Origin of the sequence: Stieleria tagensis (genome assembly GCF_024129865.1) — a bacterium.
GTDB classification, from domain to species: domain Bacteria; phylum Planctomycetota; class Planctomycetia; order Pirellulales; family Pirellulaceae; genus Stieleria; species Stieleria tagensis.
Map to the genome: position 1 here is coordinate 136,678 of NZ_JAMYFE010000066.1, position 19,264 is coordinate 155,941.

The window sequence follows — 19,264 nt, forward strand, 5'->3', positions numbered from 1 at the left end:
GAGGGCAAGGCGTCGCATCGTGTGACCCTGCCCGAGCCGCCGGCGAGGACACCAACAGCACCGTGATCACTGCAAAAGCAGCAAACAAACGAGCGGCAGGGTTGGTGTGACGACAGTTCATGGTGGACAGATCCAAGAGCTTTCAAAGGACTCCCACTGAGGAAATCTCTTCTTTGATGATCTTTGGATGCACCGCCCCGACGTTTCTTCACGACTTTCTGGAAAAAGCTCGGGAATCTGGGAGGTGGGAGTCTGGACTGCAGTCAAGGTCGCCTTCATTCCTTCACTCCCGTCTCCCCCTCTTCTCCCCTCACTCGCCGTACTTCCGAAAGACCTTCATCAGTTCTGCGATCTTCTCATCACGTTCCTTGGCACTGCCACTCTTGATCGCCTCGCTGACGCAGGTGCGGATGTGCTGCTCCAAGATGATCTGGCCGACTTTGTTGAGTGCTCCGGTCGCGGCGGACAACTGCATCAGGATATCCACACAATATTCTTCATCCTCAATCATACGACCAACCGCTTCGACTTGTCCGATGACACGTCGAAGGCGGTTGCTGAGTTTCTTTTTCTCGTCGTCTGAGAGCATTCGTAGGGACTTTTGGTCAGGTTAATTGCGTGTTTTCCCCAATTTTACCCTCAAAACGTCTCCGCGGTTAGTCCGCTTCACATCATCATTTTCGGCGCAGCTTCGTAGTCATCGGGGTCACCGAAGCGTCGCACGATTTCAGCGAATACCGCACCTTTTTCAACGGGCTGGTCGCTATTCATCACCAATTCGTACAAGTCGTCCGGCAGAACTCGCAGCACGGTCATCAATCCTTTGACCGACATCGCATAACTCGCTCGCATTCCACGGACTTCTTTTCGGCTCCAAATTGCTTTCATGAATTCCTCTGACATTTCCATGCCCTGCATCTTCTGTGGGTAGCCGGGAACGTCGAACTTGGCCGTGCGCGAAGCGTCGACTTGGGGTGGGCTGCGGAGGTTGGTGAGGTACTGGTCAACCGTTGCATCGTCGCGGATGCGTGGACCAACTTGTTTGACCATGTGGTTCATCATGTGATGGACCATGTGGCAGTGGAAAATCCAGTCGCCGGGATTGTTGGCGATGAACTCGAAACTTGATGCTTGAGCGACACCAACCAGTTCGTTATTGCGGGGAACCCAGGCGCTCTTAGGAATGCGAGCTCCTTCGTGACTGGTCACCCAAAACGTGTGTCCATGCAGGTGGATCGGGTGGTGTTGCATCGGCGCGAAGTTCAACAGTCGCACACGAACACGCTCCCCATGTTTGCATACCAGCGGAGTCGTGTAGGGACCGCTCTTGCCGTTGATTGTGTGCCAATTCCAGTCCATCGCCCACGAATCGCTGATCGTGTGCGTCGGCGGAATATGAAAATTTTGAAACAGCAATCCGAAATCGCGATCCACCGGTGGGGCGAAGACATTCTTAGGATGGACGATGAACCATCCGACCTGCCCAAATGCTTCTTGCATCGCCACATGCGAGTGATAGAAAAACGTGCCCTCCTCATGGATGTTGAACTCAAAGACCTTCGTCTTTCCAGGCTTGATGGGGTTCTGCGTCAACGTGGCTGCTCCGTCATACTGAACGGGCAACTCAAAACCATGCCAATGCACAAACGTGTCTTCTGGCAATTCATTGGTAACGATGACACGAACACGGTCGCCTTGCGTGACTTCGATCGTCGGGCCAGGCATGCTGCCGTTGTAACCGTAGACGTTCATCTTCACACCAGGATGAAATTCTTGTTGAACTGCCATCGGCACGAGCTCAAATACCTTCACGCCGCCATCCATCTTGTAAGGCAGCTTCGGAATATCGGGAGCCTCGAACGGCGCGGGGCCATCGGACGCCTTGCGAAAACCCGGAACCAGTTTGCCGATGTAATAGTCCGAGTCTGGATCGAGCCCGCGACTGGGTTTGAACCGCGAGAATCCGTCGTATTGAGAGTCCGGGAGAGGGGGAGATGGGGAGTTGGGAGCGGGGTGCTGTGCGGCGGCGTTGTTGCCGAGCAGTTTGGAGGCAAAGCCCGTCGCTGCAGCAATCGAGCCAGCTTTCAAGAATCTACGTCGTTGTTCGTTGTTCGACATGTTCAAGTTCTCTAATCAAATTGATAGTGTTGCGATTTGCGCATATTTGAATAATCGATGCTTTGGAAGCCACCCATCTCCCTGACTCCCCTTCTCCCAACTCCCAATCTTTCTCAACGAGGCTTCGCAACGGCGTCGATGTGTCCTGGTGGCGTTGGGCCGGGGGCTGCCATCAATCCACCGTGCAATAGGTATCCTCTGACGAGAACTTCGTTCGTGCGGACTTGTTCGAGATGTTGGACTCGCGTCAAACGTGAGTCGAAGTAATCCATCTGTGCGTCCAGAACGGTCGGCCAATCAACTCGATTCGCTTTGTAGCTTTCGAGCAATTCTTGATATGCCAATTCGGCTTCGGGAATGATCACTCGATCATATTCCGTCGCGATTTGCAGTGCCGTCAGATACTGTTGGTAGACGTTGGCCATTTGCTGCCCGAGCATCAACTCGATGCGACGAATCTCTTCCTGTTGACGACGGTAATCCAACTGAGCCTGACGAATGGTGCCTTGGTTGCGATCGAATACAGGCAGCTCGATCGACACGCGTGCGGCGGCGGTTGTTTCCTTGGCCTCGAAGTTATAACCGGCACCACCCTCGGCAACGATGTCCGGCACCCACTGAACTTGCTCTCTTTGAACTGTAACTCGGTCGGCAACGAGTTTCGCACGAGCGGCGGCAAGCTCAGGGCTTTCCGTCAGCACCAAAGACATCGCCTCCTGATAAGAAAGCGGTTCACATTGTGGCATCAGGTCGCCAGATACAATACCGTCGGTCCAGTCGACACCAACGATCGCAACCAACTGTCGAAACGATTCGCGGTAGTGATTCTCTGCGGACAACACGTCTAACCTCGCTCGTTGTAGTGCAATGCTCGACTTGCGAACCTGTGGTCGTGTCGCTTGGCCTTGGTTGTAAAGCTCACGTGCGGTGACAGCACCGTCTTCGGCCGTCTTGAGCAGTTCCTTTCGCAGTTCGACGATTTCGCGAGCCGCTAACGCTCGGAAGAAGTGAATGCGCACGTCATTGCAGACTCGGAACTGTTGAGCCATCGCGAGATGTTCGGAGACATGAGCACGACGCATGTATTTCTCACGACTCAATTTCAACTTGCCGGCAGTTACAAAACGCTGACTCACCGCCATGCCTTGAAATTCACCCGGCGAATCCTTGTCGCCTTCGACATCAACACCGATCTGTTCGCCGAGATAATTCAGGATCGGGTTGGGATACAGACCAGCCTGTAACGCCGTAGCGGTCTGTGAGGAAATCTGCAATCTCGCTTGACGGATCGTGGGATTGTTCTGAGCCGCCAGTGTCAGGAAATCATCTAGCCCGTATCCTTGGACTTCTGTTTCCATTGGGAACGCTTCCGAAATCATCTCACCGTCGACGTAAACGGGAGCTGGCGTGCCAGCGAACTCGCTGCCGTCGCCACGAACACCGGGAAATAGTGGCCCGCTTGGATCAAGCTGATCTAAACCGTAGGGTGCCGATGGCATTGGTGGCGGTGGCGTGTATGTGCGACCTATCGCCGAACCCGTGCCGCCCATCGAAGGCATTTGGGCACTGGCGGCGGTACAAAACATTCCGGCAGTCGCAACGACTGATAGTCCGGATTTGAACAAAAACAATCGCACTGAAATCACTCCTTTGATCTGTGCAGCGGCATGTTGGCTTGCCTTTCAGATCGGCAAGATACCTTCGAGGGGTATCTTTGCAGGGGACTTTCTCCAACTCATTTGCGGAAAGGGGGGCCAGTTGTAAGGTCTACAATGCCTATGCGCCGGTCGCAAATCGACCAACCGGAACTATGCGAGCTTGGCTGCCCGCAATCTCAACGCATTCGCTATCACCGACACACTGCTGAAACTCATCGCTGCCGCTGCAATCATGGGGCTGAGCAACACGCCGAAGATCGGATACAGCAACCCAGCTGCGACCGGGATTCCAAGGGCGTTGTAAATGAACGCGAAGAACAGATTTTGACGAATGTTGCTCATCGTTTTGCGACTCAAGTTCGCTGCCGCGGCCACACCGCGAAGATCGCCACCGACGAGCGTGACACCTGCGGACTCAATCGCTACGCCTGTCCCGGTGCCCATTGCAATGCCAACATTCGCTTCGGCAAGGGCCGGTGCGTCATTGATTCCATCGCCACACATCGCAACTGTCTTGCCTGCCTTCTTCAACTTGCGAACGAAGTCATGCTTTTCTTCGGGCGAAACCCCAGCATGAAACTCGTCGATGCCCAGTTTCGATGCGACGGCTTTGGCGGTCGGTTCGGCATCACCGGTCAACATTACGACTTTCAATCTCAGCTCATGCAATGTCATTAGCGCTGCCGGAGTGCTTTGCTTGATCGGGTCAGTGATGGCGAGAATTGCCGCCAGCTTGTTGTCGATCGCCACAAACACAACCGTCGCCCCTTCGGCCTGATGCGATCCTGCTTTGTCTCGCCCCGCATCGAGGCCCTCGATGCCTTGTTCGTTCAACAAGTCAGCCTTGCCAATCAGCACTTCATGATCATTGACGCGAGCGCGAACACCACCACCGGTGATACTGTCAAAATCTCTTGCCTCCACTAGCTGCAATTCATCCGCCTTCCCTCGGCGAACGACTGCCTGAGCCAACGGATGTTCGCTCTGCGACTCGACCGCCGCAGCCAACGTCAACACATCGTTCTCATTCCAGTCACCAAGCGTCTCGATGCCCGTCACTTCCGGCCGTCCCTGCGTCAGCGTGCCTGTCTTGTCAACGACAATCGTATCAACCTTCTCCATGACTTCGAGGACTTCAGCGTTCTTGATCAGCACGCCTTCCTTGGCACCGCGGCCAACGCCCACCATCACCGACATGGGCGTTGCCAGCCCCAAAGCACACGGGCAAGCAATGATCAACACGGCAACGGCCGCTACGAACGCATGAGCCAGTTGCGGCTCCGGACCAAACACCGCCCAGCCGATGAACGCCGCAATCGAACAAACGATCACCGCCGGCACAAAGTAACGAGCCACCACATCGACCAGTTTCTGAATCGGAGCGCGACTCCGCTGTGCGTCCGCGACCATCTGCACGATGCGGTTCAGAACCGTGTCGCCGCCAACACCGACGGCTTCCATCACGAGCGCACCGGTCTGGTTCAATGTCCCGCCCGTGATTTCGTCACCTTCCACCTTCTTCACCGGCATCGGCTCGCCCGTCAACATCGACTCGTCAACGCTGCTCGACCCGCTAAGAACTTTCCCATCGACCGGAACTTTCTCACCAGGACGAACTCGCAGCCGATCGCCCTTGTGGACCGAATCGAGCGAGACGTCTTCCTCGCCATCGTCTGTGATTCGGTGTGCCGTATCGGGGGCAAGCTTCATGAGTTCGCGAATCGCTCCGCCCGTCTGCTGTCGTGCTCGCAGTTCCAACACTTGCCCAAGCAGCACCAAGGTGATGATCACTGCCGCGGCTTCAAAGTAGAGAGGTGGAACACCGTTCTCGAAGAACGCCTCTGGGATCACACCAGGAAGCAACACGACGACCAAACTGAACAGATACGCTGCCAACGTTCCCACGGCGATCAACGAGAACATGTTCAAGTTCATCGTGCGAAACGATTTGGCTCCGCGAACCAACAAGGGCCATCCACACCAGAACACAACCGGCGTCGCAAGAGCCAACTGCAACCAGCCAAAGACGTTTTGACTCATCCAATCCGCGACCCGCAAACCCACCATCGGCCCCATCGCGATCACCAGCAATGGCACCGACAACGCAACGCCCACCCAAAAGCGAAGTTTCATGTCGGCGTACTGTTTATCTTCACCCTCGTCATCCAATGCGACGAACTTCGGCTCCAAGTCCATCCCGCATATCGGACAATCGCCTGGTCCAACCTGCTCGATTTCAGGGTGCATCGGGCATGTGTAGATGGCATCCGAGTCTGCCGGGGAATCGTTCGCCTTGGTCGATGAGTGACCACCGCAGCACGAGGACTTGTTCGAGGTTTCCCTGGTCTGTACCGCTGTGTCTCCACCGCAACAAGACGAACCGCTCGATGCCTCTTTCTGTGATCGCTTTGCCAGCACTCCAGCAGGATCATCTTGGAATTTTTTCAAGCATCCATCGCTACAAAAAACGTAATTCTCGCCGTTATACTCGGCCGATCGTGGACTATCTGCCGGAACGGTCATTCCACAAACCGGGTCGATCTGCGTCGACGCATCGGCAACGGGCAGTGATGTCTTGTGTTTCTCGGCGTGGTCCATGATTTATCCAGTCTGTCAAAAAGTCATTCTCCAATATACCCCATAGTGGTATGCAAGTTGCATACCGCTAAGGCAGCGGCAACGGGGCCGTATTAGCAAAATTCCAAAGGAGAAACGAATGAGTACCGCAACCGCATCCATGAAAGAGTGCCTTCAAAACTGCCAGGAGTGCCAAACGACTTGTGCCGACATGCTGACCAGCCACTGCCTATCCAAAGGCGGCGACCACGTCGAGCAAACGCACGTCAAACTAATGCTCGACTGCATCGCCGCTTGTGCAGCCTGTGTCGACTTCATGAGTCGCAACAGCGATCACCACGCGTTGTATTGCCGAGCCTGCGCCAAAATCTGCAAAGCGTGTGCAGACAGTTGCGAAAAAGTCGGCAACATGGACAAGTGCGTCGAGTGCTGTCGCAAATGCCAAGAAAGCTGTTCAGCGATGGCGAGCTAGCGTACTTCAATCGCAGGCAATGCCGTGAAATGAGGCTCCATGCCCGAAGGTTTGGAGCCTCAGGCATGCCATCGAAATGTTCCCGGAACGTGCACGATCGCCGCATTCTCGTCAATGTAACCCAAGGTCATCAAACGCCCTTGGTCACAGAACATCTCGAGGAAAACTTTAGCAATCTTGACTGACGCATCACGCTCACCTCATTTGCTACGTGATCTACCACTTGGCGTGAGACGAGAACGATCAACTTTGCTCGCGCCCTTGAACGCCACTCCGGTGAACGCCACTCCGGTGTCGGCCACCGGAGCAGATTGGTGTCATCGGTCAAGCTATTGCTCAAATCGAATTCACTGTTCCGTCCAAATTTCTGAGCCTCAGCTTGTCGCGGGATTTACCGCGACGGCTCGGAAGCTAATAATCCTGTTTTGCGGTTGCTTTCGTTCATGCCCGCACTGGCTACGCATTTGCGAAGTGGGATTTGAATTGGTTCGATCGCTACGAAAAACGAAAACGGATGGCACGCCCTACACTCGGCCGGACGAAATCGAGGCTCGAATCGAGCAGCTTGAGAAGCTGCTTATTTCCGAGCAAGTCCGACAATGCGAGATCAAAGCGGAACACGAAACGGACTTCGTTCCGCCAGAGTGCGTGGTCTACTTGATGCGGAATCGTCGCGACTTCGATCGTGACGATGACACTGCTAAGGCGTTGTACAAAATTTTGTTTCGGCGAGTGCTTGGTCAGCTGCCGTGGACGGAACAAGAAGGCTGCCCAAAACAGCTTGCGACTGCGGTTGCGGTTCGGGAACAGGTCGCTGGAAGGTTTGCCGAGATGATGGCAAAAGATCGAGAGGAGTATCTGGATCAGCTCGACCTATTCGAGGCGGTTTTTGCACATTCGGTCGCGAGACTTCGGGCGACCGCAAGAACGAAAGCATTCAAACACGCGAACCGACAAACGCCGCTGGAAGCTATTCAAGCAGGTGGAGAGATGTCGAGACCTGAAGAAATGCAGCTCGAGATCAGCGATTCGACAATTTTTGAGGAATTGCACGAGAAGGATTACCGGCGGCGTTACTTGAATGCGATTGTCCAACTGCCAGATGATTTGCGCACCGTTATCGAGCTGTATCGAGAGGGACTTCACTTTGAATCAAGCGATCCCAAAGAACCGACTATAAGCAAGATTGTCAATAAATCGCCAAAAACAGCTCGCAAGTACTGCAAACAAGCAATCGCCATACTTCGTGGCATGTTGCTGGAGGAAGACCAATGAATAGTGATCAATCAAACATGGATCTGGAAGACGTTTTAAATGCGTTTATCATGGAAGAGGACACCGGGAAACCAACGCTGCTTCGATATCTAATAGATTACCCTCAGTTCGCATCCGACCTTGTTGATCTATCACGCGAAATGACATTGGGAACGGAGCAGTCATCCGGTCCATTGTCAAAGACCGATGAGGCAATCGTAGCTGCGGCGTGGGAGCGACATGTCGCAGTGGTTCCTGGCGGATCGCTGGATCCACTTGGTTCACTCTTGCCGGCACAGCTGAACCAACTCTCGGCGGCGTTCAGCCTCCCAAGACAGGTGTTCTCGGCCTTGCGGGAACGCCGTGTGATTGTGGCTTCGATTTCCGAGTCGTTTCTCAGATCGCTTTCGGAAAAAACCGGTTGCCCTTTTGATCGCCTAATCGCATCGCTCAATGAGCCGGCGCAACCGACCGTCGCTGGAAGCCACAAATCAGAGGTGAAGCCCGACGCACCTCGCAAAGTAACTTTTGAGAAGATCCTGACCGACGCCGAAATTGGACCCGATCAATTGGCTGAACTGGTGCGCGGTGAATAGCGAATGGACTCGATTGAAAAAGCACGAACGATCGCCGCCGAACTCCATGCAGTAGCGGTCCAGAAGGGTTTGGATCCAAGGAAGCCCTACAATTTCGCCAAATGTGAAATCTTGAGCCGCGACATTTGTTTAGAAGCAACTAAGCCAGGTGCAACACAGTTGGATGGCGGCCGAGCAAAGTACATTCGCAATGATTTGCTCATTATCCACGAAAGATGCGACACCGACTTCGAGAACGCTTTTCTTGCGGCACACGAGCTTGGGCACGTCGTGCTGGGGGATGATTTCAACCCGTCACCAAGTACCAATGTTGATCCAGCCCGACCGGCGGAACCATCGCCAGTCGCCGAAGACCGAGTCGTTGATTACGGCAAGCGTCAGCGACGCGAGATTCAAATGGATTTGTTCGCACGCGAATTTTTGCTGCCGCGCCCTGTGGTCAAGCGAATGCATCTCGTGGACGGGATGTCAGCAAGTGAAATTGCAAAGGTGTTTGGTGCTCCCTTTGACGTTGTGGCGCAGCAACTTTTTGACGCGATCTTGCTGCCCGTGGTGGAGACGCCAAGCGAATCGCCAGCCGTCGACCGTCCATTGAATGACAAGCAAGCCGCTGCGGCATCACATCGCGGCGTACCGTTGCTCGTTGAGGCCGGTCCAGGCACTGGCAAAACCCAAACGCTGACGTCACGTGTTCACAGCTTACTGGCGGACGGCATCGACCCGCGAGAAATACTGCTGCTAACATTCTCGAACAAAGCAGCCGCAGAAATGGCGGATCGAATCGCAGAGAAGAACAAAGAAGCTTCCGCCGCCATGTGGATCGGGACATTTCATGCGTTTGGGTTGGATCTGATTCGCCGGTTCTATTCCGAGCTTGGGTTCGAGAAGGATCCTCGAATGATCGACAAGACCGAGGCTGTGGAAATGCTAGAACAGCAGTTTCCCAAGTTCGATCTTGAACACTACCGGAATGTCTACGCACCCGCGTCTGTGATTGACGACATCCTGAAAGCCGTGTCGCGTGCAAAGGATGAAGTGGTGTGTCCAACCCGGTATCGTGAACTTGCCGAGGCGATGCAATTGCGAGCGACGGCTTCCAACGACGACGAGCTATTGATCCGCGCGCGGCGATGCCACGAAGTCGCACGTGTCTATGAGGCCTACGAGAAGATCAAAAAGGCGAAGCATTGCATCGACTTTGGAGACCTGGTTTCTTTGCCAGTCTCGCTTCTTGAATCGGAACCGACGATCGCAAACACGATTTCCGAAACCTATTCGCATGTGCTGGTTGATGAATACCAGGACGTCAATCGAAGTAGCGTGCGCCTATTGAAGTCAATCTGTCCCGACGGAGCCAACCTGTGGGCGGTTGGCGACGCGAAGCAGTCGATCTACCGTTTTCGCGGTGCGTCCAGTGGCAACATGAAACGGTTCACCAACGAAGATTTCCGGAGAGCCCAGACGGTCCGTCTAGAGCAAAACTACCGCAGCGTTCCCGAAATTACCGATGCGTTTTCGGCGTTCGGAGCCACGATGGCTGCGGGAACCGGAGGCGATGCATTGACGGCGGAGCGTAGCGTGTGCGGATCGAAGGTCGCCCTGACAACAGTAGACAAGGTTACTGAACAGACGCTGGCGATCGCAGACTCGATCGAACAGATGCGGCAAAACGGTCATGGCTATCGCGACCAAGCCATCCTCTGCACCGGAAACGAAAAACTCGCAACTTTGGCGGGTGAGTTAGAGCGTCTAGGGATTCCGGTTTTGTTTTTAGGGAGCTTGTTTGAACGACTTGAAATCAAGAATTTGATCGCCTTTTTATCATTGCTGACGGACCGACGAGCGATGGGGCTAATTCGAGTCGGATGCCAACGACAAACAGAGCTCACTCTCGGAGATGTTTCCAAAGTCATTGAGCATTTGCGCGACGACATAACCGAACCCGGAGAATGGCCCGCAAAGGTCGACAGCTTTCATGGGGTATCCGAATCCGGGAAACAAGTACTCCGCGAAGTGGCCACGATCCTGCTAGGCTTCGACCAGTCGTCGTCGCCATGGACGATGCTTGCGACGATCTTGCTGGATCGCACGCAAATAGCGGCAGACTTCGCAAACGCGAGTTCAGTTTCGGAACGAACGGGCGGAATAGCGGTTTGGCAGTTCATGAATTTCTTGCGTGTTCAGCCAAGCGGCAAGGGCCTGCCCGTGCCCAGGCTTTTGAAGCGAATCCGCGACCTCATTCGCCTCAAGGAAGACCGTGATCTAAGTAAGCTTCCCGATGCCGCGAGTGGACTCGACGGGGTTCGGTTGATGACGGTACACGGGTCAAAAGGTCTTGAATTCCCAGTGGTCCATTTTCCGGGGATGAACAAGACATCGTTACCTCTGAATTACAAGAGCCCGAAGTGCCCACCACCAGATGGAATGGTCGAAGGGTCCGGAGATGATTCCAAGGCAGCGGCCGTCGCCGCTCATTCTGAGGAGCAAGAGTGCATCTTCTACGTCGCGTTATCGCGAGCACGCGATCGGCTCATCGCTTACGCTCCAACGAAGCAAGCGGGAGGCAAGAACTGGCCGCTATCGCCGTTTCTTGACCGTCTTGGCAGCAATCTTCAGCGCAACCACGTCGCGCCGAACGAACGTGATCTGGGAAATGGGAATGAAGGAACGATCCCGATTCAGGTATCTGGAAGGATTAGTTTAACGACGGCGCAAATTGGCCTTTTTGAAAGATGCCCGCGGCGATTTTTCTACACGCACGTCGTTCGGATTGGTGGACGCCGTGAAGAGTCGCCGTACACGTTGATGCACGACGCTGTCCGCGAAATCTGTGAAGCGATAGTTGCTGAGCGACTCATCACGCTGTCAGACAGCAAGATTCGTCAGCGTTTGAACCAGGCTTTTAAAGCGAGCGGCCTTGTCGATCATGGCTATGCAAATGAGTTGGCGGGCATGGGACACAAGCTGGTCAAGTATTTTCTGACCACGCGAGCAGAGGGTTCGCCGATCGAACCACCGAGCCTAGCCGTCAACTTGGCTGGCGATGAGGTCAAGTTTCGTCCTGACGACGGTTTCACCATGGAAGACGGAGCAATCGTTTTTCGACAAGTTCGGACGGGCGGAATCAAGAGTAGCCGTGATGACATCGCCGCTGCGGCTGCGTTGCTCGCGGCAACAGAGCACGCCCGAGGGAGTCGCGTCGAATTCGTGCATCTCAGTGATCAGGAAATCCGGGACGTTGAGATGCAGAAGCGAAAACTCGGGAATCGCCATGCCTCACTCCACGATGCCTTGAAGTCCATCCGGGATGGCAAGTTTCCGGCAAAGCCTAGCTCGCGTACGTGCCCCGGATGTCCTGCGTTTTTTGTCTGCGGTTCGGTCCCCGAGGGGACACTTCAAAAAACTTTCTGATTTCGTTACCGGATCATTCCGGTCGTAGCGATTGCACTTGTAGAGGAGAGATTCACTCGCCTCATTGAACCAAGAGGTAATCACAAATGAAGAAGTTTCAGTTGGCCTGCAATGGCCTGGAGTTCCAACGGTATTCGATCCCAGACCCTGTCCCCACGGGGCGTCAGATCCTTGAAGCTGCGGGTCTTCTTCCGGCCAAGAATTACACACTTTTAGCGATTCTTCCCGGATCGGATTTTGAGGATGTTCGTCTCAAGGAAACGTTCGACCTGCGGGCACGCGGCGTCGAGCGATTCGTTGCTTTTGAAGGCGATCGAGTCTTCAGGTTCTGTTTGAATGACCGGCAACTGTCTTGGGGGTTGCCTGCCATTCAAGGCGACCAACTCTATCAGTTGGCAGACCTTCCTGATGGGCATGGTGTCTTTCGTGACCTTCCCGGTGGAACGGATGAGCTCATCGATCCAGCGGAGTCAATCGACCTGACTGAGTCTGGCGTGGAGCAATTCATCGTTGCTCCAAAGCCCGTCAGCTATCAGATTTTCGTCAATACCCGGCCGCACATCGTGACAGATTCGGCGATCACTTACGAGGAATTGGTGCAGCTCGCACATCCGGGAGCCAATGACCCGAATGTGCTCTACACCATCACCTACCTGCAGGCGGCAACGCAGCCGCCCGCGGGGGACCTTCACTCTGGCTGCACCCTCCACATCAAGCAAGGAACGCGAATCAATGTCACGCCAACTGTTCAATCTTAATGAAGATCTGCGAAAGCTTCGCGACGAAGGGTACTGCGTGCAAGTGCATGGGGGATACCTGGTCATGAAGCAGGTTCCTTATGTCAACGCGGAGGGCCAAGTTTGTCGCGGGGCTTTCGCAAGTCGCCTGCACCTTGCCGGTGACAAAACCAAGCCGCCGGATGATCACACGATCCTTTTCATCGGAGAGTCGCCGTATTCCGGCGAGGACAGACCGATCACGACCCATTCTTCGGTCAACGAACGCGTGGCCGACGACTTGGTTGCCACATTGAAGTTTTCGCGAAAACCACCTGGAGGTTACCGGGACTACCATCACCAAATGACCGTCTATGCGGGGATCTTTGCCGGTCCCGCCGAAGCGATTGACCCGGATGCAAATCCTCGTGTCTTCCGAAGGGCGGACGAGGGTGAAGACGGCGTTTTTCAGTACACCGACACGTTGACAAGCCGCGTTGGGACTGGTGCCGCGACTCAGTCGTTGCGTGAAGAGCGTATCGTCATCATCGGCTTAGGCGGAACTGGCGCGTACATTCTGGACCTCGTCACCAAGACGCCGGTCAGTGAAGTCCGCATCATCGACGGTGACTTGTTTGAAACTCATACAGCGTTTCGATCACCAGGAGCGGCGTCAATCGACTGCCTACGGGAAGAGCCGAAGAAGGTCGATTTCTACCGAGAGAAGTACTCAAAGATGCACCGCAACATCGTCGCTCACGCGGTGATGCTGGATGCTTCCAATCTGCATCTCTTGGACGGCGTCACGTTCGCATTCGTTTGCATCGACGACGGCCCGGCTAAAAAGGAGATCTTCGCCAAGCTGGAAACGATTGGTGTTCCGTTCATCGACTGTGGAATGGGAATCGACATGATCGACGGTTCCATGACCGGAATCATTCGCACCACGACGAGCTTGCCGGACCGCCGCGGACATGTTTATGGCGGCAACGTATCTTTCGCCGGTGGCGGCGAAAGGGATTTGTACTCGTCGAACATCCAGATCGCAGAGCTGAATTCGCTGAATGCAGCCTTGGCTGTCATCAAGTGGAAGAAGATTCGTCAGTTCTATCACGACTCGCTGGAGGAGCTTCAGTCGCTGTACACGATCGACGTCGACACCATGGTCCACACGGAGCCGTTGCAAGAATTGCCCCTGTCCAAGTTGGATCGAAACGATAAGGTGGCATCTTGATGCGGTTCAATACCCTGGAGCACCGATTCGTACAGCACGCACCGGAGACCCTGGATCCGGGTGTGCTGTACGTTTCGATGGAATTTGCAACGGCAATGCATTTGTGTTGCTGCGGTTGTTCACGCGAAGTCGTGACTCCGTTTTCGCCCACCGATTGGAAGTTGGTTTTCGACGGCGAATCTGTGTCGTTAAGTCCTTCGGTTGGTAATTGGAACTTCCCCTGCCGCTCGCACTACATCATTCGCCAAAACCGGGTGTTAGAGGCAGGGTCGTGGTCGGACGACATGGTCCGAGCTGAACAGCAACGTGATAAAGCCGCGAAGGCAATTCGATATGGAGCCGTCGTACCTCCAGCCAGCCCGAAACCGATTGCGACAACGCCTTCAACGCAGACCCCACCGCAAGGTGTCCTGACACGCATTCGGCGATGGTGGAGCGGTGAAAACTGTGATGACCGTTAAGGGAAAGAAAAGTTGCGAGGACTCGTTTTGGGGGCGTTGCAGGTCGGTTTCAATGCACCGGTGGCCGACGCCGGGGTCGCTTTGGGCAGATTGACGAGTGCTTATCTTAAATCTGTGAGATACATCCCGGTTCTGCTGGGGGCTACAAGCGACCGTTTTCCGGTTTCAGATTCGATTCGCTTAACGCAGCTCGTGATCGCTGGCCCGATAAAGCGGTCAAGTCGGTCAAGCCAATATGGGCGCGTCGAATCGATCTTTGCCGTAACAATAATTCTCATCAATCCGTAACAAATCTGGCCAACGATTCACGATGGGGTCGCCCCAGTCGAATGCGGACAAGCCCTTGAGCGAGTCTCCTTGGTAAGTTGAATCCTCGATTCAATCTGCTTTGGTCGATTACAACAACGCAGATTGTCTGTCTCAGCTCGTGGTCCGAATATTGGGGGCCACTTCACACTTCAACTTGACCTCGCGTCTCGTTTTCAAACTGCCACATGTACTTCCCTTGTCCTAGTTTGATTTCAAGAACTTTTTCAGGTGGGAGATCGCTGCGGTTTGAGTTTTGTGACGGACAAATTTGGATGTTGTGGGTGTGACCAGCAACAGTTTCCAACACGAACTGTCACCGTCGGTTCGCTCTGCGATGAGGATGGCAGAACGATCGCCTTGGTGATACTCGGTCAATCCGTTGCTCAGCGGACGTGTCAGATACTCCTCTGACGGTTTGGAAGCCTGCTCTGGCTTTGTTTGAGCCGCTACTCTCCCCACTGAACTGGACTGTTTTTGCTTGCTCGGTTTCGTGGACAGCGTTTTGGTCGCCGAGGGGCTCGGGCGACTCGCGCGGTTGCTGTCGGTGGCATTGTCTGTGGTTTGCTGGTGGCTGCCAAAATTCTTTCGTCGCGGAGTTTGTCCGTCCTTGGAATTAGCTTTGATCTTGTCAAGCTTGTCCTGGATATCTCGCAAATTCATTTCTCCACAGATCGCTTTTGGGACGAGTTCCGGGGCTTTGTTTTGGACGAGAACCAATCGACGGACTGCTGAAGGGGTTGACCCTGCCATACGGATTGCCGCGGCCCGAAGACGTTCATCTTTGTTGATGCGAAGCGGTCTCCGGTCGCCGAGCTCAATATCCAGATCTTTCTCAATCACTCGATTTGCCAGCAGGCGTTTAAACTTCTTGTCGTCGGCGGCCTTACAATGCTTTCTGACGAGTGATTCAATTTGCAGAGCGATCCAAGCTCGTGCGGCTACGTTGTAGTCACGCTGATTTGTATCGGCCAAAACGTGGTCAAGGGAGCTGGGCGGGTCAATCGTTCGAAATTCTGGCTTGATCTTGAGCATGAAGCAGGCAATCAAACGATGCCGACCGTTGAGCAAGATACCATCGGGGACCAAATCGATCGGACTGGTTTGCCCTACCGCGGCAATCGACTCACACAGACTGCGGATTTGTTGATCTGAATTCCTGGGCATGATCTTGCAACTGGGGGAGACGGATTTGATTATCGGATAGCTTCCGATGACCTCCTCAAACGTCGGAATGGGCATTTTCCTGGCTGCTGCAATGCCCGCTGGTATCGGCATGGGATTGCTGACGCTGGCAATTTTGGGAGCTTTTCGCTTCGGACATTTCACCGGCGTTTTCCGTCGGGCGGCGCGGTGAGGGGATTTGGCTGCGGTGGTGGATTTGCCTGTGTTTCCAGACTGCTTCTTGGAGTTTTTTGTCATCGGACGTTTCGTGAAAAAGGATGCGAGAATCGTTCGATGAAAGTAGATCAACAACATGAAAATGCTCCAAAAACGCGACGATGTGCCGATCGGTCGGCGACCGGAGCGGAACAACTAAGCCGCTGAGCTTCATTTCGATCCAAATCGCGCTACGTAGAGATGACGGCGGTACTTCGCCCCCGTGTTATTCATTTCTCTTACGTAGGGAGAAGTTCGATGTCGCATATCGTCGAGATTCAAACCCAAGTCCGCGATGCTGCTGCGGTGCGGGCTGGATGCGACCGCTTAGGACTCGAAGCGCCCCAGCAGGGCCAATTCAATCTCTTTCGCCAGCAGGTCACAGGGCTCGCTGTCCGGTTGAACCAGTGGCGTTATCCGGTTGTTTTCAATCTGGAAACCGGCCTCTCGCAGTACGACAACTTTGAGGGCCACTGGGGCCCCAAGGCTCGACTGGACGAGTTCATGCAGGCCTATGCGATCGAGAAATCCAAGCTGGAAGCTCGCCGCAAAGGTTTTTCAGTGCACGAGCAACGTTTGGAAAACGGCAGTGTCAAATTGACCGTTGATGTCGGAGGTGGCGCATGAAAACCATCGTGATCATGATCGCCCCCGACGGCCAAAGTCGACTGGAAACCAATGGCTACATCGGCAGTGGCTGTCGTCAGGCGAGTCGCTTTCTGGAAGAAGCACTCGGGAAGACCACAAGCGAACAGCGCAAAGACGTGTTCCACCAAGTGGCGACAGAACAGCAGCAGCGAGCCAGCGAATAGTCGGCTGGCTGCTTTGTACTCGTGATCGCTTGGTGCGAACACAGACACCTACCCGTTCCTTTTTGGAGAAACATCATGTCGCTCTCGAAGCGATTGGAGGAGTACGTCCGCGCGTGCTTCTCCGGCATCTGGATTAGTTCCCATGAGCATGTCGACGCGATCCTAGAAATATCCCAGCTTTGTCAGCGAGAGAACTGGCAGTTGGCAACTTGGAATATCGCGTCGGGGCTTTGCTGTGCGGGGCAACCGGTCGAGCAGGAAGCCAACGATCCGTTGGCAGCAGTGCAGGCGGCCGGAGCAATGGCAGCCGGTGATGAGACCACTGTGTTTGTGCTGGAAAACTTTCATCGGTTCCTGCAGTCTGCGGAGATCGTGCAGGCGATCGCCCGTCAAGTGATTTCTGGAAAACAATCACGAGTGATCTTAGTCATCTTGTCACCGGTGCTGCAGCTTCCCGCCGAGTTGGAAAAGCTGTTTGTGGTGATCGACCACGAATTGCCGACCCGTGAGCAATTGCGAGAAATTGCGACGGCCGTGGCGACCGAACCGGATGAGATTCCCGATGGAGAATCATTCGAAAGGGCATTGGACGCAGCGACCGGGTTGACTCGGTTCGAGGCGGAGAACGCGTTTGCGTTGTCTCTGGTTCGCCAGCAACGACTGGACGCCAAGACGTTGTGGCAACAGAAGTCTCAAATGTTGATCAAAGCGGGAACCTTGCAACTCTATCGTGGAGACGCAGATTTCGATTCACTGGGAGGGCTTTCCGCTCTGAAGGCCTTTACCCGCCGCGCCCTGCGACAGTCCAGTCGAGACAACGCGTTGATTCGTCCTCGTGGCGTCTTGCTGTTGTCGCCTCCAGGGTGTGGCAAGAGCGAATTTTGCAAAGCCCTCGGCCGCGAGGTTGGTCGCCCAGTCCTGCAGCTCGACATTGGCAGCTTGATGGGATCGCTGGTCGGCCAGTCAGAGGAGCGCACCCGTCAAGCATTGCAGGTTGTTGACGCGATGGCGGCCTGCATTTTAGTGATCGATGAAGCCGACAAAGCGTTTGCCGGAGTCGGTGGTTCCGGAGCCAACGACAGCGGTGTTTCATCGCGAATGTTTGGCACTTTCCTGAGCTGGCTGAACGACCACGAGTCCGATGTGTTTGTCGTTTGCACCAGCAATGATGCTTCGCGGTTGCCACCGGAGTTCAGTCGGAGCGAACGGTTTGACGGGGTCTTCTTTGTCGACTTGCCAGGCCGGGAACAGAAAGATGCGATTTGGACGCTCTACCTGGAGCTGTTTTCGTTGGATACCAACCAGCGGAGGCCCGCGGATGAGAATTGGACCGGGGCTGAAATCCGATCGTGTTGCCGTCTGGCGGCATTGCTGGATGTACCGGTGATCCAAGCGGCAAACAACGTCGTGCCTGTAGCAGTGACCTCAGCTGAATCGATCGAAGGCCTGCGGCGCTGGGCGTCGGGCCGCTGCTTGGATGCGGATCGGTCTGGCACCTACCAACACCAATCCCCGCGTCGGTCGACTCGGCGGAAGGTCTCGCGTAGCGAACCTTCAGAAAACTAGACGACGAATGTGACCGCCGGCTTGGTGGTTCGGATTCGTTTCCCCTTTAACCCATTAGGAATCACAATCGATGCCACAGACACTCGATGATGCCCCCGCCGTGGCGACCGACCATGGCGGCAGACTGCGGACGACGATGGCCGCCATGCGGTTGTCGTTCACGTGGTTCGGAACCCGTAAGTCTCTGTCGTCTGAACAGAAAGCGCAAGCGGCGGACACGTTTCATGCCGAAGGCAAATACATCAGCGCCGGGAAAAAGTTGATCGACACCGGCGATGCCAACTTTCGCGCGGTCACCTCGGTGCGAACCCAGGCGACATCCTTTTTCAAAGGCACCACGCTGCCGTTCCCGGAGCCAGGAATACGGCTCGTCCCCCAAGCCTCGCTGGATCAGATCAATCACCGGATGCAGGGCTTTTGCCAGGAACTGGCGGATGCCGTCAGGATCCTGGATGGTCGCTTTGGGGAGCTGAAGTACGAAGCCCGCGATCGTCTGGGGGATTTGTACTGCGAAAGCGACTACCCCCACACTCTGGAGGGCTTGTTCGAGATTGGCTGGGATTTCCCCAGCGTCGAGCCGCCCGATTATCTGCGCAGACTCAATCCGGATCTTTATCGACAAGAATGTGAGCGAGTCAAAGGACGATTCGACGAAGCCGTGCAGCTGGCTGAAGCCGCGTTTATGGACGAGCTGAATCGGATG

17 protein-coding genes are annotated in these 19,264 nt (G+C 54.8%); 12 read left to right on the top strand and 5 right to left on the bottom strand.

What is annotated here, in order from left to right; all coding sequences use genetic code 11:
• Window positions 1–310 precede the first annotated feature (310 nt).
• The 4 genes from NHH03_RS16550 to NHH03_RS16565 form a co-directional block, all read right to left on the bottom strand.
• Window positions 311–589, bottom strand: a complete 279-nt coding sequence (locus tag NHH03_RS16550; protein ID WP_253158097.1) for a metal-sensitive transcriptional regulator — start codon at window positions 587–589, stop codon at window positions 311–313.
• Window positions 590–666: 77 nt separating this feature from the next.
• A complete protein-coding gene (locus NHH03_RS16555; RefSeq protein WP_253158098.1) occupies window positions 667–2,118 on the bottom strand; it encodes a multicopper oxidase domain-containing protein in 1,452 nt (483 codons plus the stop codon).
• A 113-nt stretch (window positions 2,119–2,231) separates the two neighbouring features.
• A complete protein-coding gene (locus NHH03_RS16560) occupies window positions 2,232–3,755 on the bottom strand; it encodes a TolC family protein (protein WP_253158099.1) in 1,524 nt (507 codons plus the stop codon).
• Between the two features lie 171 nt (window positions 3,756–3,926).
• Window positions 3,927–6,374, bottom strand: coding sequence for a heavy metal translocating P-type ATPase (locus tag NHH03_RS16565; protein WP_253158100.1), 2,448 nt, complete (start codon window positions 6,372–6,374; stop codon window positions 3,927–3,929).
• A 118-nt stretch (window positions 6,375–6,492) separates the two neighbouring features.
• Between NHH03_RS16565 and NHH03_RS16570 the strand changes: the two genes are divergently transcribed.
• The 7 genes from NHH03_RS16570 to NHH03_RS28405 all read left to right on the top strand — a co-directional run bounded on the left by NHH03_RS16570 (window position 6,493) and on the right by NHH03_RS28405 (window position 14,497).
• Window positions 6,493–6,825 carry a four-helix bundle copper-binding protein gene (locus NHH03_RS16570; protein ID WP_253158101.1) on the top strand — a complete coding sequence of 111 codons (333 nt, stop codon included), beginning with the start codon at window positions 6,493–6,495 and terminating at the stop codon, window positions 6,823–6,825.
• Between the two features lie 660 nt (window positions 6,826–7,485).
• Window positions 7,486–8,100: a hypothetical protein gene (locus NHH03_RS16575; RefSeq protein ID WP_253158102.1), complete on the top strand. Its 615-nt coding sequence runs from the start codon at window positions 7,486–7,488 to the stop codon at window positions 8,098–8,100.
• Window positions 8,097–8,675, top strand: coding sequence for a hypothetical protein (locus tag NHH03_RS16580; protein WP_253158103.1), 579 nt, complete (start codon window positions 8,097–8,099; stop codon window positions 8,673–8,675). Before NHH03_RS16575 ends, NHH03_RS16580 begins: the two co-directional genes overlap by 4 nt.
• A gap of 3 nt (window positions 8,676–8,678) precedes the next feature.
• On the top strand, window positions 8,679–12,086 hold the full coding sequence (locus tag NHH03_RS16585; protein WP_253158104.1) for a UvrD-helicase domain-containing protein: 3,408 nt from the start codon (window positions 8,679–8,681) through the stop codon (window positions 12,084–12,086).
• Window positions 12,087–12,172: 86 nt separating this feature from the next.
• A complete protein-coding gene (locus NHH03_RS16590) occupies window positions 12,173–12,844 on the top strand; it encodes a multiubiquitin domain-containing protein (protein WP_253158105.1) in 672 nt (223 codons plus the stop codon).
• A complete protein-coding gene (locus NHH03_RS16595) occupies window positions 12,819–14,036 on the top strand; it encodes a ThiF family adenylyltransferase (protein WP_253158106.1) in 1,218 nt (405 codons plus the stop codon). The genes NHH03_RS16590 and NHH03_RS16595 overlap by 26 nt, the downstream gene beginning before the upstream one ends.
• Window positions 14,037–14,131: 95 nt before the next feature.
• Complete coding sequence (locus NHH03_RS28405) at window positions 14,132–14,497, top strand: DUF6527 family protein (protein ID WP_390895580.1); 366 nt, start codon at window positions 14,132–14,134, stop codon at window positions 14,495–14,497.
• Window positions 14,498–15,007: 510 nt separating this feature from the next.
• On the opposite strand, the gene NHH03_RS16600 is transcribed toward NHH03_RS28405, so the two are convergent.
• The gene (locus NHH03_RS16600; RefSeq protein ID WP_253158107.1) at window positions 15,008–15,970 is read right to left on the bottom strand and encodes a hypothetical protein; all 963 of its coding nucleotides are present in this window, start codon (window positions 15,968–15,970) and stop codon (window positions 15,008–15,010) included.
• Window positions 15,971–16,016: 46 nt separating this feature from the next.
• Here NHH03_RS16600 and NHH03_RS16605 point away from each other — a divergent pair, with 46 nt between their 5' ends.
• From NHH03_RS16605 to NHH03_RS16625, 5 genes are all read left to right on the top strand, one after another.
• Window positions 16,017–16,160 carry a hypothetical protein gene (locus tag NHH03_RS16605; protein ID WP_253158108.1) on the top strand — a complete coding sequence of 48 codons (144 nt, stop codon included), beginning with the start codon at window positions 16,017–16,019 and terminating at the stop codon, window positions 16,158–16,160.
• Window positions 16,161–16,441: 281 nt separating this feature from the next.
• A complete protein-coding gene (locus NHH03_RS16610) occupies window positions 16,442–16,810 on the top strand; it encodes a hypothetical protein (RefSeq protein ID WP_253158109.1) in 369 nt (122 codons plus the stop codon).
• Window positions 16,807–16,995 carry a DUF2997 domain-containing protein gene (locus NHH03_RS16615; protein WP_253158110.1) on the top strand — a complete coding sequence of 63 codons (189 nt, stop codon included), beginning with the start codon at window positions 16,807–16,809 and terminating at the stop codon, window positions 16,993–16,995. The genes NHH03_RS16610 and NHH03_RS16615 overlap by 4 nt, the downstream gene beginning before the upstream one ends.
• A 75-nt stretch (window positions 16,996–17,070) precedes the next feature.
• Window positions 17,071–18,561, top strand: a complete 1,491-nt coding sequence (locus tag NHH03_RS16620; protein WP_253158111.1) for an AAA family ATPase — start codon at window positions 17,071–17,073, stop codon at window positions 18,559–18,561.
• Between the two features lie 70 nt (window positions 18,562–18,631).
• Window positions 18,632–19,264, top strand: a 633-nt coding sequence (locus NHH03_RS16625; RefSeq protein ID WP_253158112.1) for a hypothetical protein, incomplete at its 3' end; no start/stop codon positions are given.

Bases quoted from the DNA above. Each gene is read 5' to 3' on its own strand.
- NHH03_RS16555 (WP_253158098.1), bottom strand. From the start codon at position 2,118: ATGTCGAACAACGAACAACGACGTAGATTCTTGAAAGCTGGCTCGATT.
- NHH03_RS16575 (WP_253158102.1), top strand. From the start codon at position 7,486: ATGCGGAATCGTCGCGACTTCGATCGTGACGATGACACTGCTAAGGCG.
- NHH03_RS16550 (WP_253158097.1), bottom strand. From the start codon at position 589: ATGCTCTCAGACGACGAGAAAAAGAAACTCAGCAACCGCCTTCGACGT.
- NHH03_RS28405 (WP_390895580.1), top strand. From the start codon at position 14,132: ATGCATTTGTGTTGCTGCGGTTGTTCACGCGAAGTCGTGACTCCGTTT.
- NHH03_RS16570 (WP_253158101.1), top strand. From the start codon at position 6,493: ATGAGTACCGCAACCGCATCCATGAAAGAGTGCCTTCAAAACTGCCAG.
- NHH03_RS16565 (WP_253158100.1), bottom strand. From the start codon at position 6,374: ATGGACCACGCCGAGAAACACAAGACATCACTGCCCGTTGCCGATGCG.
- NHH03_RS16590 (WP_253158105.1), top strand. From the start codon at position 12,173: ATGAAGAAGTTTCAGTTGGCCTGCAATGGCCTGGAGTTCCAACGGTAT.
- NHH03_RS16585 (WP_253158104.1), top strand. From the start codon at position 8,679: ATGGACTCGATTGAAAAAGCACGAACGATCGCCGCCGAACTCCATGCA.
- NHH03_RS16580 (WP_253158103.1), top strand. From the start codon at position 8,097: ATGAATAGTGATCAATCAAACATGGATCTGGAAGACGTTTTAAATGCG.
- NHH03_RS16600 (WP_253158107.1), bottom strand. From the start codon at position 15,970: ATGCCCAGGAATTCAGATCAACAAATCCGCAGTCTGTGTGAGTCGATT.
- NHH03_RS16620 (WP_253158111.1), top strand. From the start codon at position 17,071: ATGTCGCTCTCGAAGCGATTGGAGGAGTACGTCCGCGCGTGCTTCTCC.
- NHH03_RS16605 (WP_253158108.1), top strand. From the start codon at position 16,017: ATGACCTCCTCAAACGTCGGAATGGGCATTTTCCTGGCTGCTGCAATG.
- NHH03_RS16595 (WP_253158106.1), top strand. From the start codon at position 12,819: ATGTCACGCCAACTGTTCAATCTTAATGAAGATCTGCGAAAGCTTCGC.
- NHH03_RS16615 (WP_253158110.1), top strand. From the start codon at position 16,807: ATGAAAACCATCGTGATCATGATCGCCCCCGACGGCCAAAGTCGACTG.
- NHH03_RS16610 (WP_253158109.1), top strand. From the start codon at position 16,442: ATGTCGCATATCGTCGAGATTCAAACCCAAGTCCGCGATGCTGCTGCG.